Genomic DNA, 14,256 nt, shown 5'->3' with positions numbered 1-14,256 from the left:
TTTCTTTCTTTCTTTCTTTCTTTCTTTCTTTCTTTCTTTCTTTCTTTCTTTCTTTCTTTCTTTCTTTCTTTCTTTCTTTCTTTCTTTCTTTGTGTCCTTTGCGCCCTTTGCGGTTCGTTCCTCATATAGTTCTTTGGCGCATGTTAAGGGACTTCCAAATAAAAAAATACTCAATTACTTCTTGTGGGGTAATTTATTTGTTGGAAGTCCCTAATACAAAATTGGTATTACCCCAATAAAATCACATAATATTTAATGGGTCTACATCTATTGTTAAGCTAACAGATGAAGGACAAAGCGATCGCACTTCTTCCCAATCTGGCAATTGTGGTAACGCATCGGGGGCAAATTTAATCAATATCTGCCAGCGATAACGATTAGCTACCCGCAAAATACTTGCTGGTGCTGGGCCTAATATCTCGAATTCTTCTTCTGTACTCAAGGTTGTAGCAATTATTTGCGCCGTATTTTGCACTTGAATGGGATCGAGACTACTTAAGCGCAATAAAATTAACCGCCCATAAGGGGGATAATTGAGGGCTTGGCGTTGTTCTAATTCAGCTTGGGAGAAAGAGTGATAATCGTGCGATCGCACTGCTGCAATTACCTGATGCTCTGTAGTATAAGTTTGTACAATCACCCTCCCCGGATCGTCGCCTCTACCAGCACGTCCAGCGACTTGAGTCAAGGTTTGAAATGCCCGTTCACTGGCGCGATAATCTGATAAATTTAGCAATCCATCGGCGGCGACAACGCCCACAAGTGTAACCTGTGGTAAATCCAATCCTTTGGTGAGCATTTGCGTACCTACTAATAAATCTGCTTCGCCGTTGGCAAACTGGGTGAGTAGGGTACGGTGTGAGCCTTTATTACGGGTGGTATCGCTATCAAAACGAATCAAGCGTAACTCTGGGAATTGTCGCGCTAGTTCCTGCGTTACTCGCTGGGTACCGCTACCGAAAAATTTTAGGTAAGGGGAACTACAATCAGGGCAGAATTTGGGATGCGATCGCCCATAATTACAATAATGGCAGCGCAATAATTCCGGTGCTTTTTCTTCGGTGTGGTGATACGCTAACGACACGTCACAGTAGGGACATTCCAACACATATCCACAACTGCGGCAAGATACAAAAGTACTGTGTCCCCGCCGATGGATAAATAAAATTCCCTGTTGTTTTCTCTCTTGCAACTGTTGCAAAGCTTCTTGCAACGATCTACTAAATATAGAACGATTTCCCTGCTGCAACTCTTGCCGCATATCCACTATTTCCACCGGCGGTAAAGGGCGAGAGTTGATGCGTTCGGGCAAACTTAAGTAATAACTCCTGCCTCCTCCCTTCTGATTTAGGAGTGATGAATTAAGATTTCTTTCTTGTCCCCCCTCTCTGCTTGCGGAGAGGGGGCTAGGGGGTGAGGTTCTTTCTTGTCCCCCCTCTCTGCTTGCAAAGAGGGGGCTAGGGGGTGAGGTTCCGACACTTACCCAACTCTCCAACGAAGGCGTAGCGGAACCCAACACCAAGGGGCAATTTTCTAACTCTGCTCGCCATTGGGCAACAGTACGGGCGTGGTAGGTAGGTATGGGGGAGTCTTGCTTAAAACTGCTGTCGTGTTCTTCATCTAAAATAATTAAACCCAAGTTGGGCAAAGGGGCGAAAACTGCACTGCGCGTACCAATGACAACTTGAGGTTCTCCTGTGAGCATTTGTCGCCAAGTGTCGTAACGTTCACCATCGGAGAGGGCGCTGTGATAGACGCTGACTTTATTACCAAAACGGGCGCGAAAACGATCGGTTAGCTGGGGTGTGAGTCCAATTTCTGGGACTAAAACAAGGGCGGATTTACCGACTTTGAGCAGAGGTGCGATCGCTTGCAAATATACTTCGGTTTTTCCTGAACCTGTCACCCCATGCAATAAAACTTCAGCAAATCCATCTAGTGTTTGGATTGTCGCTAAGGCGCTAGCTTGGGCTGCATTTAATGACTTTGGTTGATCTTTAGCTAATGCTGGGCCTTGTTCCCTTCGCAATACTTCCCGTTCTTCGATGACGATACAGCCCTTTTGTTCTAACCCTTTTAGCGTAGGAGTAGTTGTCTTACAAATCTGTAGAAACTCATTTAGCCACAACTCGCCACCACAATCGCGTAGCACTTTTAAAATTTCCCGCTGACGCTTATTTAAATCAATGTAAGATCCATCGGCAACTAACGTGACTACTGGTTTTGTCTGAGGTTGAGAATGTCTAAGTAATTCCACATAAGTTTCTGCCCAATTGCGTTTTAGTAATTGCTTCTTTCCATAATCAAATCCTTGAACCTGGCGCTTGAGGAATTTGAAACTGTAGTCCCCATCAACTTGAGATTGCAGAATTTTGAGAATTTGACGAGCTGCCGTTGAACCAAGGAATTCTATTGCACCATTGGGAATATTTTCTCGCTTGAGCCGAATGCGATGCTGCGATCGCCCCAATAATCCCGGCGGCAACGCCATACGTATCACCTGAATCAATTGTGTGTAATAATACTCTGATACCCGTTCCAGCAGAGTAAAGTAACTATCTCCGATGAAATCCTTCTGAATCACATCTTCTACTTCCCGGATTTCTTCTAGTGCTAAATCTGCTGGGGGTTTTGGCAGGAAACGAATAGCTACCCCTCCCACCTGTTGAAAACCAAATGGCACACTCAAAATATCCCCTGGTTTTACTTCTAACTTGGCAGGTAAGCAATACGTATACAGTTTTTCCCCTTTCTCTAATTCTGTTGAGGCTCCTGGACAGTCTACCAGTACTTGAACCCACCGATTCAGAGTTGTACCTGACTGGTATGATTCACTAGCTTGGGCTACCAATAAAGGAGATAATTTTACGTCATTAATATACATAGTTTCTGACTTTATATTTTAACATTTTACTCACATAGCTAGTCACAATTAACTTAGCTAACTAAACTCTAATTTTTTATTTTGTTAGACTTAAATTGTATTTCCCAATACTGTTATCATTCATAATACTTGATAAGTTTCCTCTTATGTAATCTACTAGACAAATTCGTATCAACTATACATGCAATAAATATTTGGTACCCACTATACAAATAAAAGCATGTCAGCCCTTTCTGCAACAGTTACTCTATCTACTAAATAGGGAGTAGCCTTTTTCCGCCTATCGATAGATATTCAACCCTTTCTGTATATGAGATGCTTTTATACAAATAAGAATATCTTGAAATTAAACTGCCATTATTATAATTTCTCTCATCTGGGGAACTTTAAATCGGGAATGGATAACTCCAGCACCAGGTTTGTAATTTATCCAGTGATTTCTAACGGATAAACATTAAAAATATTTATAAAAAAAAATATATGAAAGTTTAAGAAATTTGGATGGTTAGCTGAAATTTAGATGTTTGTTAAGGTTGAGAAAGTTTGAGGGGGTTTGACATATTTGGTAATTCAGAAAAAAATGAAGAATATAATCTGTTGGTAGCCTGAGAAGAAAGTTTTGTTGGGTGCGAAGGCCAGTTTCGTTATAGGTTGTATCTAACTGTAACCCATAGGTGTTAGGTAGGTGCCGATTTTCATTCCTGAAGTTAAATTAGCATAAGCCTGTATTTCGCTATATAAACGGGTGCATTCGTCCCTTAGGGAAAACTACCAAGCCTCAAACGAGCAGCTGTAACTAAATTATGTACCAAACAAAGCAACAATCCCTAAAGGAAACTATGAATATTGTTGAATTAGGAGAAATGGAAATACTGGAGAATACTGCTGATATTGAAGAACCATTACTCGATATTTTACAAGCAGTGGCAGATGAAGAAACTACAATTGTAGTAGAAAATCTGGAATCAGACGAACGCGACGGGGATGATATGGCTGCGGCTCGTCCTTCGGGATACAATAAAACCGAACATGATGATGCTGTCGGCGCGTTTTTTAAAGAGATGGCGCGTTATCCGCTTCTAAAAGCTGATGAAGAGGTAGAGTTAGCGCGGCGAGTTAGGTTTTTAGAAGAAATTAGGCAATTACAAGCAGCCTTAGAATTAAAACTCGGACACGAACCTAGCAAGGTAGAGGTGGCTTCCGAGCTAGAAATGACGGAAAAGCAATTAGAAAATCGCTTGTATCAAGGTAGAGTAGCGAAACGCAAAATGATTCGCTCGAATCTGAGATTGGTAGTTTCTATTGCTAAACGATACCTGAATCGGGGAGTACCTTTCCTGGATTTAATTCAAGAAGGAGCGATGGGTTTAAATCGTGCTACAGAAAAGTTTGATCCAGATAAAGGATATAAGTTTTCCACTTACGCCTATTGGTGGATTAGACAAGCGATTACCAGGGCTATAGCTAATGATGCGCGGACAATTAGGCTACCTATTCATATTGTTGAAAAACTTAACAAGCTGAAAAAAGCACAACGAGAACTCAAGCAAAAACTTTGTCGCAATCCTACCGAAGGAGAAATGGCAGAAACTTTGGAAATTAGTGTGCAACAACTACGCCAGCTACAACAGCTACGTCGTCAAGCACTTTCTCTCAACCACCGCGTCGGTAAAGAAGAAGACACGGAATTGATGGATTTGCTAGAAGATGAAGATAACCTGTCTCCAGAAGCAAAAATGAATGAAAACATGATGCGTCAGGAGATTTGGGAAGTTTTGGGTGACGTGTTAACTCCACGGGAGAAAGATGTAATTTCTCTGCGCTATGGTTTGACAACCAGCGAACCCTGTACCTTAGAAGAAGTTGGCAACATGTTCAATCTTTCTCGTGAGCGAGTGCGACAAATTCAAAGCAAAGCCATGCGGAAATTGCGCCGTCCCCACATAGCGAAACGTTTAAAAGGTTGGTTGATTTAATTACATCTACGAAGCTAGATTAGCTCCATTAACGAACATGGATCAAATCAAGTGCAAAACTTTAATCTCGTAAGGTGTGTTATCGCGTAGCGTAATGCACCATTCTAGATTTTAGGTGCGTTAGGACAAATGCCGATAACACACCTTACAAAACTTGCTTTTTATTAAATCCACATGCGTAATGAATAAAGGCGAGTTTGGCTCTCGCAAATTCCAAAAACAGGGCGTTTTGTACCTTTTTTCGGTTTTTATTTAGCCATTAGTCAAAAAAACTTGCACAGTTGCCTATAGACTATGGACTATGAACTATAGACTATAGACTAATGACTTCGCGTAGGAATTTGATTGTGCGTTTTGCTGAACCAACTGATTACAGCGTACTGTTTAAATTAATTCAGGGGCTGGCTGAGTATGAAAAATTATCTCATGCTGTCACTGGCAATGCTCTCGAACTTAAAGAGCATTTATTTGGATCGCACAAATATATAGAAGCGATTTTAGCAGAATCTGCGGGTCAAGCTGTTGGTTTTGCCCTATTTTTTCATAATTATTCAACATTTCTGACTAAACCAGGAATTTATCTGGAAGACTTATTTGTTTTACCAGAATATCGCAGGCAAGGTATTGGTAAGGCTCTCCTTACTAAATTAGCTCAGATAACTCTAGAACGTGATTGTGGGCGCTTAGAGTGGAGTGTGCTGGATTGGAACGAATCAGCTAAAGAATTCTATCGTAGTATGGGAGCATCTATATTAGATGATTGGCGAATTTGTCGTGTTACAGAAGATGCGCTTACTCGGTTAGGGGCTGTCAAATAAAGAACAAAGGATGAAATATAAAGGATGAAGCTGGACAATTTTTATCTTATATATTTCATCCTTAAACGCCTATCATGTATTGGTTATAAAACATTAAATTTTAGATAAATTTGCATTTTAATTATTAGCGTAGATGCAAACCAGCTTGTCGCCAGACATTGTTCTGTGCTAACAACCCTAAATAGAAAACCCCAAATATTCAAAATTTAAAACTTGATAGCGAAGTTTGACAGCTTGTCATTTGACTATAGCAGCGCCTCAACTGACAATTATGGAGGATATCGCAACGAATAAGCTGTTATTGGAGAGAGATAGAATACGAAATGAAAAAAATTATTACAGTCATGCTGTTAGGCATAGCAATCTTCACCTTTGCCTTCAGTAGCCCAGCTTTGGCAGCAGATGCTGTTAGTGGAGCTAAAGTATTTAGTGCTAATTGTGCCTCTTGTCATGCGGGAGGTAAAAATCTGGTTCAAGCTCCGAAAAACCTGAAGAAGGAAGCTTTAGAAAAGTATGGTATGTACTCAGCAGAGGCGATTATCGCCCAAGTTACAAAAGGTAAAAATGCCATGCCTGCTTTTGGTAGTCGTTTAAAAGCTAACCAGATTGAAGATGTAACTGCTTATGTACTTTCACAAGCAGATAAAGACTGGAAGTAGACTAAAATCTAACTTCAATAATTAACAATTTGCGGGGCTTTTTGTCCCGCTAATTTTAAGGTTGCGGAAATTGTCAAATAGGATGCTGATACCAATTTTGGATTTTAGACTTCGAGTACGCTCAGTCGAACGATTTTGAATTTTGGATTAAGGTTTTTACAAAAATAGGACTTACGCATTAGGTACGAAATGTAGGGGCAATTCATGAATTGCCCCTACGGAAAATCAGGGCTTTCACTGCCTTGAAAGCGTAAGTCCTGAAAAAGACTGTTCTAAGAATATCAAACAATACTCCCTATCCTCATTTGGTATTATGAGTTATTTGTGGCGATTATTTCTCAGTGTAGTTATTGTACCGCTTATTTTTCTGATACCTGCACATTCAGCACCCATTTTAATTACCCAAATTACAGCAAGTGATTTCTTGCAATTGGGTGTTGATAAGATGGGACGGGGTAATTACCAGGAAGCTATAGAGAATTTTAATCAGGCGATGCCTACGGCGGTAAACTACGCACTTGAAAAAGATTTTGCTGTAGCTTATAGCGATCGCTGTCTGGCTTATCTCCAATTACAAGATTATCATCAAGCTGTTACAGATTGTACCCAAGCAATAAATTTTGCACCGGATAACTCTGAGGCTTATTTGAACCGGGGAGTAGCACACTACAGACAAGGTGATTATTCTGCTGCCATTGTCGATCTTAATCGAGCGATCGCACTTAAACCATCTGATTTTCGAGCTTACTACAACCGAGGGTTAGCCCGTGCTGGCGATGGGAAAGACTCGGAGGCAATTCTTGACTTTAATTTAGCTTTAACTCAAATTAAGAGAATCAGCAGCTTAATGCTTGCAGATATCTACAATGACAGAGGTTTAGCGCATTTTGCCTTGCAAAATATCCAAGCAGCCATGCTCGACTTTAATCTAGCAATTCGTCTCAATGCTAACGATTATAGAGCGTACTTTAACCGAGCTTGTGTTTGCGGCAGAAATGGAGATAACTTTGGTGCAGTACGTGATTTTTCGCAAGTCATCAGACTTAACCCAAGTAATGCCCAAGCTTATGTTAATCGGGGAGTAGCTCAATATCGCTTAGGATATCATTTAGGAGCAATGTCTGATTTACAAAAAGCATCTGAGTACTATGAACAGCAAGGCAAAAAAGTTGCCTACGAAAAAACTCTTGATTTACTGAAGAGTTTGCGACAACAAATTTCGTCTGTAACGGAAATCGCTCTTTTCTAATAGTGTAAGAGTTATACAGGGTATCCACCAGCTTGAAAAATCTGTTCGGCGGTTAAATTTAATTCGGGGAAAGTAGGTGAGATAATGCGTTCGCTACCTCGAAACTGGCTAACTTGGTATTCTTGATCAATCAACGTGTAAAGCGAAACAGTTGGTTGTTTTGGGTTGCCAATAAATCGCCTACCGCCTAAAGCCGCATAGTCTAAAATCCAGTATTCTGGGATGCCTACAGCTTCATAGTCAGCAGCTTTTTTTAAATAATTATCACGCCAATTGCTACTCACCCTTACGGGTTCGTCAGTCGCTTCAACGCGGGGAACCCGCGCAACGCACTGACTCACTACCTCAACTACTAAGGGGATTGATTCCGCTTGGCTTACAGTAGATTCTTTTTTCCACAGAGGTTCGTTTACCAAATTGGGGCGATTTAATATCAGCACATCTGGTGAGTAAGCAGATTCATTTTCAGGCGGTTTGACTAATGCTGTTTTGGGTATGAAGTAGGGGAGATTTAAACGAATACACTCTCTAGTAATTTCAAAGGCTAAAAATCCAACTACCTCTTGATGATCGCCTGTAGGTTGAGACATTTCAATAACAAATACTTACATAGTAATATAAATTATGACAATTAAAAGAAGGGATCGCAGAGATTCTAATTATGATAACGCTGTTAATAATCCTTGCTCACGGCAGAAAGAACCAACTTCTTATCATGAGCTTGAACTTTCATTATTTAAAATCTAAAATCCAAAATCCAAAATTCAAAATTGATATGAGAGCCAGAATTGACAATCAAATACTTTTTATCCACCACGAAGATTTACCAGAGTTTAAGAAAGGTGGTTCGGTGGTGAGAAACTCTTATTTCTGGGCGTTACGTTCAATTGCTGGTAAAGCTTCGCGTTATCGTGATTGGGAATACGAACCGGAGGTTTGGCTAGCGCTTTCACGAATGCTTTTGTCGTTCGCTGAATCTGGGTATTTGGGTCTTAGAGAAACTTTGCTGGAGTTTCCTTTATCTCAAGGGGAAATTCCTAGTTTGCTGCGAGATATATCTACTTTTGAGTAGGGTTGCATAGCTTTTGCTTGCGGAAAATACCGAAATCATTAAGCAAACTGGGGTTTGAGTAAGTCAAATCAACTTTTGCTTGCGGAAAACACCAAAATCAGTAAGTCAAATCACCTTTTGAGTAAGTCAAATCAACTTTTGCTTGGGGAAAACACCAAAATCAGTAAGTCAAATCACCTTTTGTGAAAGCATTTAAGTATTTTGAGAAAGTAATCAGGCATTTTGAGAAAGTAATTAGGCATTTTGATAAAGTAATCAGCAAATATACCTGATGATTAACAATTACGGTTGCATAGTGATGTAATTAATATTACATTTATAAAATAATGCTTGAACTCATCAGGCACTCAAATTAGGTTCAATCCGTCACAATTAGCCATTATGGCCAAACTTTAGTTAACAGTAGTGCTGAAGTAAGGGTATTTGTGAGAAGACAATTAAAATGCACCAGTTAGTGGAAGAGAATAACGTGAAAATAACGTTTATTGCTAAAACATTAATTACATCCATCGGAATGTGGGCTTTATTTACCCCAAGTCAAGCATCGGCTCAACTTATACCGCAACCTTGGGTTTCAGTGGGTGGAAAAGATGGTGATGTAACTTATGCTGTAGGAGCTAGGGCTTTAAATTTTGGGGTTGAGCTAGGAACTGGCCCTGATGGTGCTACGGGAGTAGATGTTTTAAAATTTATCAGTTTGCCTGTAATTTCACCTTATGTAGGAGTTGGGCTTTATTCAGAAGATAAAGGTGTTGCAGTTTCAGGTGGCGTTCAGGTAAGCGCTACTAATAACGTTTTTGTTGGTGCTGGTTACAATTCTATTCGTGGGTTTAACGGGCAACTGGGAATAAGATTTTAATAGTTATCAGTTTTAAAGGGGAAGCGGCAGGGGTAATTCAAGATGCCCGTAATTTCCAGCAGATGCTTAATCGATTGCAACAGCTTAAAAAGCAGCTAAACCAACTGAAACTAGAAAGCTTGCAAGAGGAAATTCAAAAGGGTATTGATTGTTATGCGGCGATCGCTTTACATTAAATCTGCTGCTTCCCAACCCAACTAACTCGCTTCTGAACGCCAAAGCCATCTTGAATGGTATGGTCGGGGTAGGAATCTACTCGTGACTGAATCACAATCCAGCACAAATCCTCAGCATCTGAAGTATTTCGCATACAGCGTTCTCCGTCAGGATTTACTCGCACAACGGTTCCTTCACCTACAGGAAACACACAATCATCGACTTGAAACTCTCCTTTCCCCTGAACAAAGATATAAATTTCCTCATTTAAACGATGCTTGTGATAGAAAGGCAGGGATGTCTTAGAGGGAAGGTTATTAAACGAAATTTCGGTGCTTGAGAGATCAAGAATCTGCTTCAAAAATATCTTTCCCTCTAACTTCATAGGGGCTTCTGGAGTCTCAAAGAGAAACTGCCGCAATTCAGAAAATAGTCCCAAATCAGCCACAGCAAAGTTTTGCCCAGTTCTAGCAGTTGGTGCGACTTGAGCCATGATTACCTCATTCAATTTTTAAGTTGCAAACTGCAAGTTAGTATAATGGATATTACTTGTAAAATGCAAGTAACCTGCAAATTTAGTTTTGCCAATGACCCAACCTCGCCGTTCACCCTGTCCAATCGCTTGTTCGCTTGATTTAATCGGCGATCGTTGGACACTTCTGGTTATTCGAGACATGATGTTTTTTGGAAAACAACGTTTTGAAGAGTTTTTAGAATCCCCTGAAGGAATTTCAAGCAATATTCTGGCAAATCGCCTTAAGTCTCTCGAAGAGATGGGCTTGGTGGAGAAACAGCCATATAGCAACCATTCTCGTCGAATGAACTATCAATTAACAGAACGAGGAAAAAGTCTTCGCTCTGTACTAAAAGTGATGACTGCTTGGGGACTAAAGCATATTTCTGACACAAAGATTCCCGATGATGAGCAGTCTAGAAGTTTACACTGATTTTCGTTGTTGTTGGTGCTGGTTACAATTCTATTCGTGGGTTTAACGGGCAACTAGGAATAAGATTTTAATAAACCTTATCTAAGTTGAGAACCGTAGTTTTCACCCTCTCCCTAAATCCCTCTCCCAAATTTGGGAGAGGGAGTTTGAAATCTGCTGTATTTATTTTTAGCTTTTAGACAAAGCACTTTGTTGCTTTTTGCACTTGGTGGCTGAAACACCAATGAAAGCAATGAAAGTCATTAGACCTAAGACAGAGGTTGGTTCAGGAACGGATTGGATTCCAAAACTATCATCAGAGTATGTGCGGAATGTGTAATCATAATATGGGAATGATTGAAATCCTCTGTTTGCATAGACTTGACCATCTGGATAAGGATTGTTAACATCACCAGCGATCGCTAGATCACTGAGCGACTGAAATACGAGGTATAAAGTCTTATTTGGTGTAACAACTACGGGGTTCCAGAATACTTCTGTCCATGCATTGGGAACCTGTCCGAGTGCTATACCACTTGCTAAAACCTTTCCTTGACCATTCCACAAGGATATTTTAATGTCACCAACTGTTCCAACACCCTCTGTAAGTTTTATGGCAGCACCTGCAACATTATTAGCTGCTGGTTTGAATGATTGGGCTAAGTCTGACTGCGAAAAATATGCCATCTTTGCATTAATGCTAGGCTGTTCTTGATCGATAAACAGTGCAGCATTTGCCGACTTAGCTGCTAACCCAATAAAAGCAGCTGCAAATGCTGCTCCAATAGCAGCATTTGACAATTTTTTTCCACTTTTCAAACTCAGTACCATTGTTTTTACTTTTAAAGACAATTTTTTGTCTTTTCGGTTATATTACAGTATGAATATTAATATATACATGTAATCTTTAAAAAACTATTGTAGTGAATTTACATAAAGTTTATCAAAAAAGCTACTAGTAGAGAAAACTTTGAGGATTAAAATTGAGATGTGACAACGGTTACAAAGATATTTATAAGGTTGATAAAAACTATTTTTATATTTAAAGGAATAATAAAGTATATTATGATTTGGTTAAGAGATTAAACATACAGGCAACAAAAAATATATAAGTATTTACGCTGGAGGCATAACTGAACTTGACATTAGTTCTCTGACATGCTCTGCGGAATCTTGTTGTAATGCTGATGCCACGATCGCTTCACTTTCAACTATATAAAACCTAGCGATCGCCTGTTTGACTCTAGGTATACTTTGAGGATTGACGCTCAATTCATCTAGCCCTAAACCTAATAAAATTGGTGTTGCTAAAGTATCTGCTGCCAATTCTCCACATAATCCTACCGAAATCCCCGCCGCATGGGCAGCTTGGATAGTTTGCTGCACCATTCGCAACACGGCTGGATGTAGCGCATCAACTAAATTTGCGACGCGGGGATTAGTGCGATCGCTAGCCATGACGTATTGACTCAGGTCGTTAGTCCCTATACTAAAGAAGTCTACTTCAGCAGCTAACTGATCTGCGATCGCAACTGCTGCCGGTACCTCTACCATAATTCCTACTTTCATCGCTGCATCAAAAGCAATACCAGCAAGATTTAGTTCAGCCTGTACTTCAGCCAAAATTACTTTAGTTGCACGTACCTCAGTTACACTGGCAATCATTGGCAACATGATCTTAATTTGGTGTCCGACACTGGCTCTCAAAATTGCCCGTAACTGAGTTTTAAACAAATCCAAATGATCTAAACAGAAACGAATTCCCCGCCAACCTAAGAAAGGGTTCGCTTCTGGTAAACCTACTCTCAGATAAGGAAGCGGCTTATCACCACCGACATCTAAGGTACGAATAATTAGCGGACGATTATCTAAAACTTGGGCGATCGCCTGATACACTTCTAGTTGTTCTTCTTCTGTGGGGGCGCTTGTCCTATCTAGATAAAGAAACTCGGTGCGGAGTAATCCCACCCCTTCTGCACCGCTAGCTACGGCAACTTGCACATCACTTATACTACCAATGTTGGCGAAAACGCTAACTTGCTTACCATCACGAGTAATTGCTGGCTGATGTGCTGTAGCTCGTGCTTGCTGTTGGGCAGTTTGCCAAGCTGTCTGCTTTGCTGCCAGTAAATCTAGGATATGTGATTCTGGTTCTACCCAAGCTTTGCCACTTTCACCATCAAGTGCCATTAGTGTACCATCTGCTAAGTGCAACACCTGGGCATCTACTCCCAAAACTGCGGGAATACCCAATGTTCGGGCGATAATTGCGCTGTGAGATGTGGCACTACCTGAAGTAGTACAAATACCCAAAACCTTTGTCGGATCTAGTCTAGCGGTATCTGAGGGAGTTAAATCAGTTGCCACTAAAATTGCAGGTTCCTGAAGATGCAAGTTAGCAGGGGCATTCCCAGATAATAATCGCAGCACTCTTTGCCCAACATCCACAACATCGTCAACTCGCTCTTGCAAGTAAGAATCCTCAAGTGTGCGGTAAGAAGTTGCTACTTCATCGACTACGGCTTGCCAAGCGGCTTCAGCATTTATATGGTGTTCTAAAATGCGTTGGTGAGCGGCTTCCAACAGGACTGGATCTTCTAAAAATAGTAGTTGGGCATCGAAGATGGCGGCTTCAGCGTCGCCAATTTGCAGAGATGCTTGGGAAAAAACGGCTTGGATTTCTTGTCTGGCGGTGTGAATTGCTGTCTGTATTCTTTGCCACTCTATATCAGGATTGTCTACGTGATATTCCGTAATCGAAATGTGGGCGGGTTGATAATGAACAACGGGGGCGATCGCTACTCCAGCAGAAGCTGCAATTCCCGAAAGTTCGCCGTGAGTTGTTGGTGTAACTTGATGATGAAGTGCTGGTGGAGAATTCAACGCAACATTATCTTCACCAAAATTATTTGCGAATAATCCTTGTAATGCCCCTAGCGCTTCATCTGCATCAGAACCGGTGGCAGTAACCAGCAATTCGTGTCCTTGACGCACCCCTAAAGTTGTAACTTGGTTAATACTGTCACCCCTGACTAGCTCAGTATTCCTAGTTAAATTCTGCACCAAAATTTGTGATTGAAATCGGGTTGCGGTTCCCACAAACTGCGCTGCGGGACGAGCGTGTAATCCTAAGCGATTGCTCACAATCAGCCGGATTTCTCGCGTTGGTGATTCTAGATTGGTTGTTGTTGGGGTGACAACTGACAAACTACTACTAACTACACCCAATTGACTTGCTTTTGCGAGGAGTGCGCCGCGTGCTTCCGCCATGACTTGGTGAATATCTCTGCTAGATGCTGCCGCCACTACAGCAGCGATCGCACCTTCTACTAAAGGTGCTTCACATAAATATACTTTTTGCTGTTGTGCTTCTGAAAAAAACTCGATTGCCATTTCCGCACTCAGCAAAGCACTACCTAAATCCATTAATACCAAAACACCATCATCAGAGAAAACAGAAGCGATCGCTTCATAAACCTGAATCGGATCTGTACCCAATGGATTTTCTGGATCTTCAATACCTGCTGCAATAGCGATAGGAACTTGGCCTTGAACCATCTGCGCGGCAAGTTCCCGCACACCCAAAGCTAGTTGTTTACTGTGAGAAACGATGACAATTCCAATCACTTCCACACCGCCAAACTTGTTAAGAGGTTT

Annotated in this window: 11 protein-coding genes and 1 pseudogene; 7 read left to right on the top strand and 5 right to left on the bottom strand. The window is 41.0% G+C overall.

What is annotated here, in order from left to right; all coding sequences use genetic code 11:
• Positions 1–241: 241 nt before the first annotated feature.
• Positions 242–2,884 carry a primosomal protein N' gene (priA, locus tag V7K73_RS25145; RefSeq protein WP_334884078.1) on the bottom strand — a complete coding sequence of 881 codons (2,643 nt, stop codon included), beginning with the start codon at positions 2,882–2,884 and terminating at the stop codon, positions 242–244.
• A gap of 803 nt (positions 2,885–3,687) precedes the next feature.
• Between priA and V7K73_RS25140 the strand changes: the two genes are divergently transcribed.
• The 4 genes from V7K73_RS25140 (at position 3,688) to V7K73_RS25125 (ending at position 7,586) form a co-directional block, all read left to right on the top strand.
• Positions 3,688–4,860: an RpoD/SigA family RNA polymerase sigma factor gene (locus V7K73_RS25140; RefSeq protein WP_334884076.1), complete on the top strand. Its 1,173-nt coding sequence runs from the start codon at positions 3,688–3,690 to the stop codon at positions 4,858–4,860.
• A gap of 323 nt (positions 4,861–5,183) precedes the next feature.
• Positions 5,184–5,678: a GNAT family N-acetyltransferase gene (locus V7K73_RS25135; RefSeq protein WP_334884074.1), complete on the top strand. Its 495-nt coding sequence runs from the start codon at positions 5,184–5,186 to the stop codon at positions 5,676–5,678.
• A gap of 323 nt (positions 5,679–6,001) precedes the next feature.
• On the top strand, positions 6,002–6,337 hold the full coding sequence (petJ, locus tag V7K73_RS25130; RefSeq protein ID WP_109008433.1) for a cytochrome c6 PetJ: 336 nt from the start codon (positions 6,002–6,004) through the stop codon (positions 6,335–6,337).
• 313 nt (positions 6,338–6,650) lie between these two features.
• Positions 6,651–7,586, top strand: a complete 936-nt coding sequence (locus V7K73_RS25125) for a tetratricopeptide repeat protein (RefSeq protein ID WP_334884072.1) — start codon at positions 6,651–6,653, stop codon at positions 7,584–7,586.
• An 11-nt stretch (positions 7,587–7,597) separates the two neighbouring features.
• On the opposite strand, the pseudogene V7K73_RS25120 reads toward V7K73_RS25125, so the two are convergent.
• Positions 7,598–8,185, bottom strand: a pseudogene (locus V7K73_RS25120) (Uma2 family endonuclease); the annotation flags it as partial.
• A 176-nt stretch (positions 8,186–8,361) separates the two neighbouring features.
• Between V7K73_RS25120 and V7K73_RS25115 the strand changes: the two are divergent.
• Positions 8,362–8,658, top strand: coding sequence for a hypothetical protein (locus V7K73_RS25115; protein ID WP_334884070.1), 297 nt, complete (start codon positions 8,362–8,364; stop codon positions 8,656–8,658).
• Positions 8,659–9,100: 442 nt separating this feature from the next.
• Positions 9,101–9,517, top strand: coding sequence for a hypothetical protein (locus V7K73_RS25110; RefSeq protein WP_334884068.1), 417 nt, complete (start codon positions 9,101–9,103; stop codon positions 9,515–9,517).
• A gap of 172 nt (positions 9,518–9,689) precedes the next feature.
• Here the strand turns inward: V7K73_RS25110 and V7K73_RS25105 are convergent, their stop codons facing one another.
• On the bottom strand, positions 9,690–10,166 hold the full coding sequence (locus V7K73_RS25105; RefSeq protein WP_334884066.1) for a cupin domain-containing protein: 477 nt from the start codon (positions 10,164–10,166) through the stop codon (positions 9,690–9,692).
• A gap of 94 nt (positions 10,167–10,260) precedes the next feature.
• Between V7K73_RS25105 and V7K73_RS25100 the strand changes: the two genes are divergently transcribed.
• Positions 10,261–10,620 (top strand): winged helix-turn-helix transcriptional regulator, encoded by a 360-nt coding sequence (locus V7K73_RS25100; protein WP_334884064.1) that lies wholly within the window; start codon positions 10,261–10,263, stop codon positions 10,618–10,620.
• Positions 10,621–10,788: 168 nt separating this feature from the next.
• Here V7K73_RS25100 and V7K73_RS25095 read toward each other — a convergent pair whose 3' ends face one another.
• A complete protein-coding gene (locus V7K73_RS25095; RefSeq protein WP_334884062.1) occupies positions 10,789–11,430 on the bottom strand; it encodes a PEP-CTERM sorting domain-containing protein in 642 nt (213 codons plus the stop codon).
• A 285-nt stretch (positions 11,431–11,715) separates the two neighbouring features.
• Positions 11,716–14,226 (bottom strand): phosphoenolpyruvate--protein phosphotransferase, encoded by a 2,511-nt coding sequence (gene ptsP, locus V7K73_RS25090; RefSeq protein ID WP_334884085.1) that lies wholly within the window; start codon positions 14,224–14,226, stop codon positions 11,716–11,718.
• Between the last annotated feature and the right edge of the window lie 30 nt (positions 14,227–14,256).

The organism is Nostoc sp., from assembly GCF_036916975.1.
Taxonomy (GTDB): domain Bacteria; phylum Cyanobacteriota; class Cyanobacteriia; order Cyanobacteriales; family Nostocaceae; genus Nostoc.
This window is presented reverse-complemented; position numbering and strand designations above follow the sequence as displayed.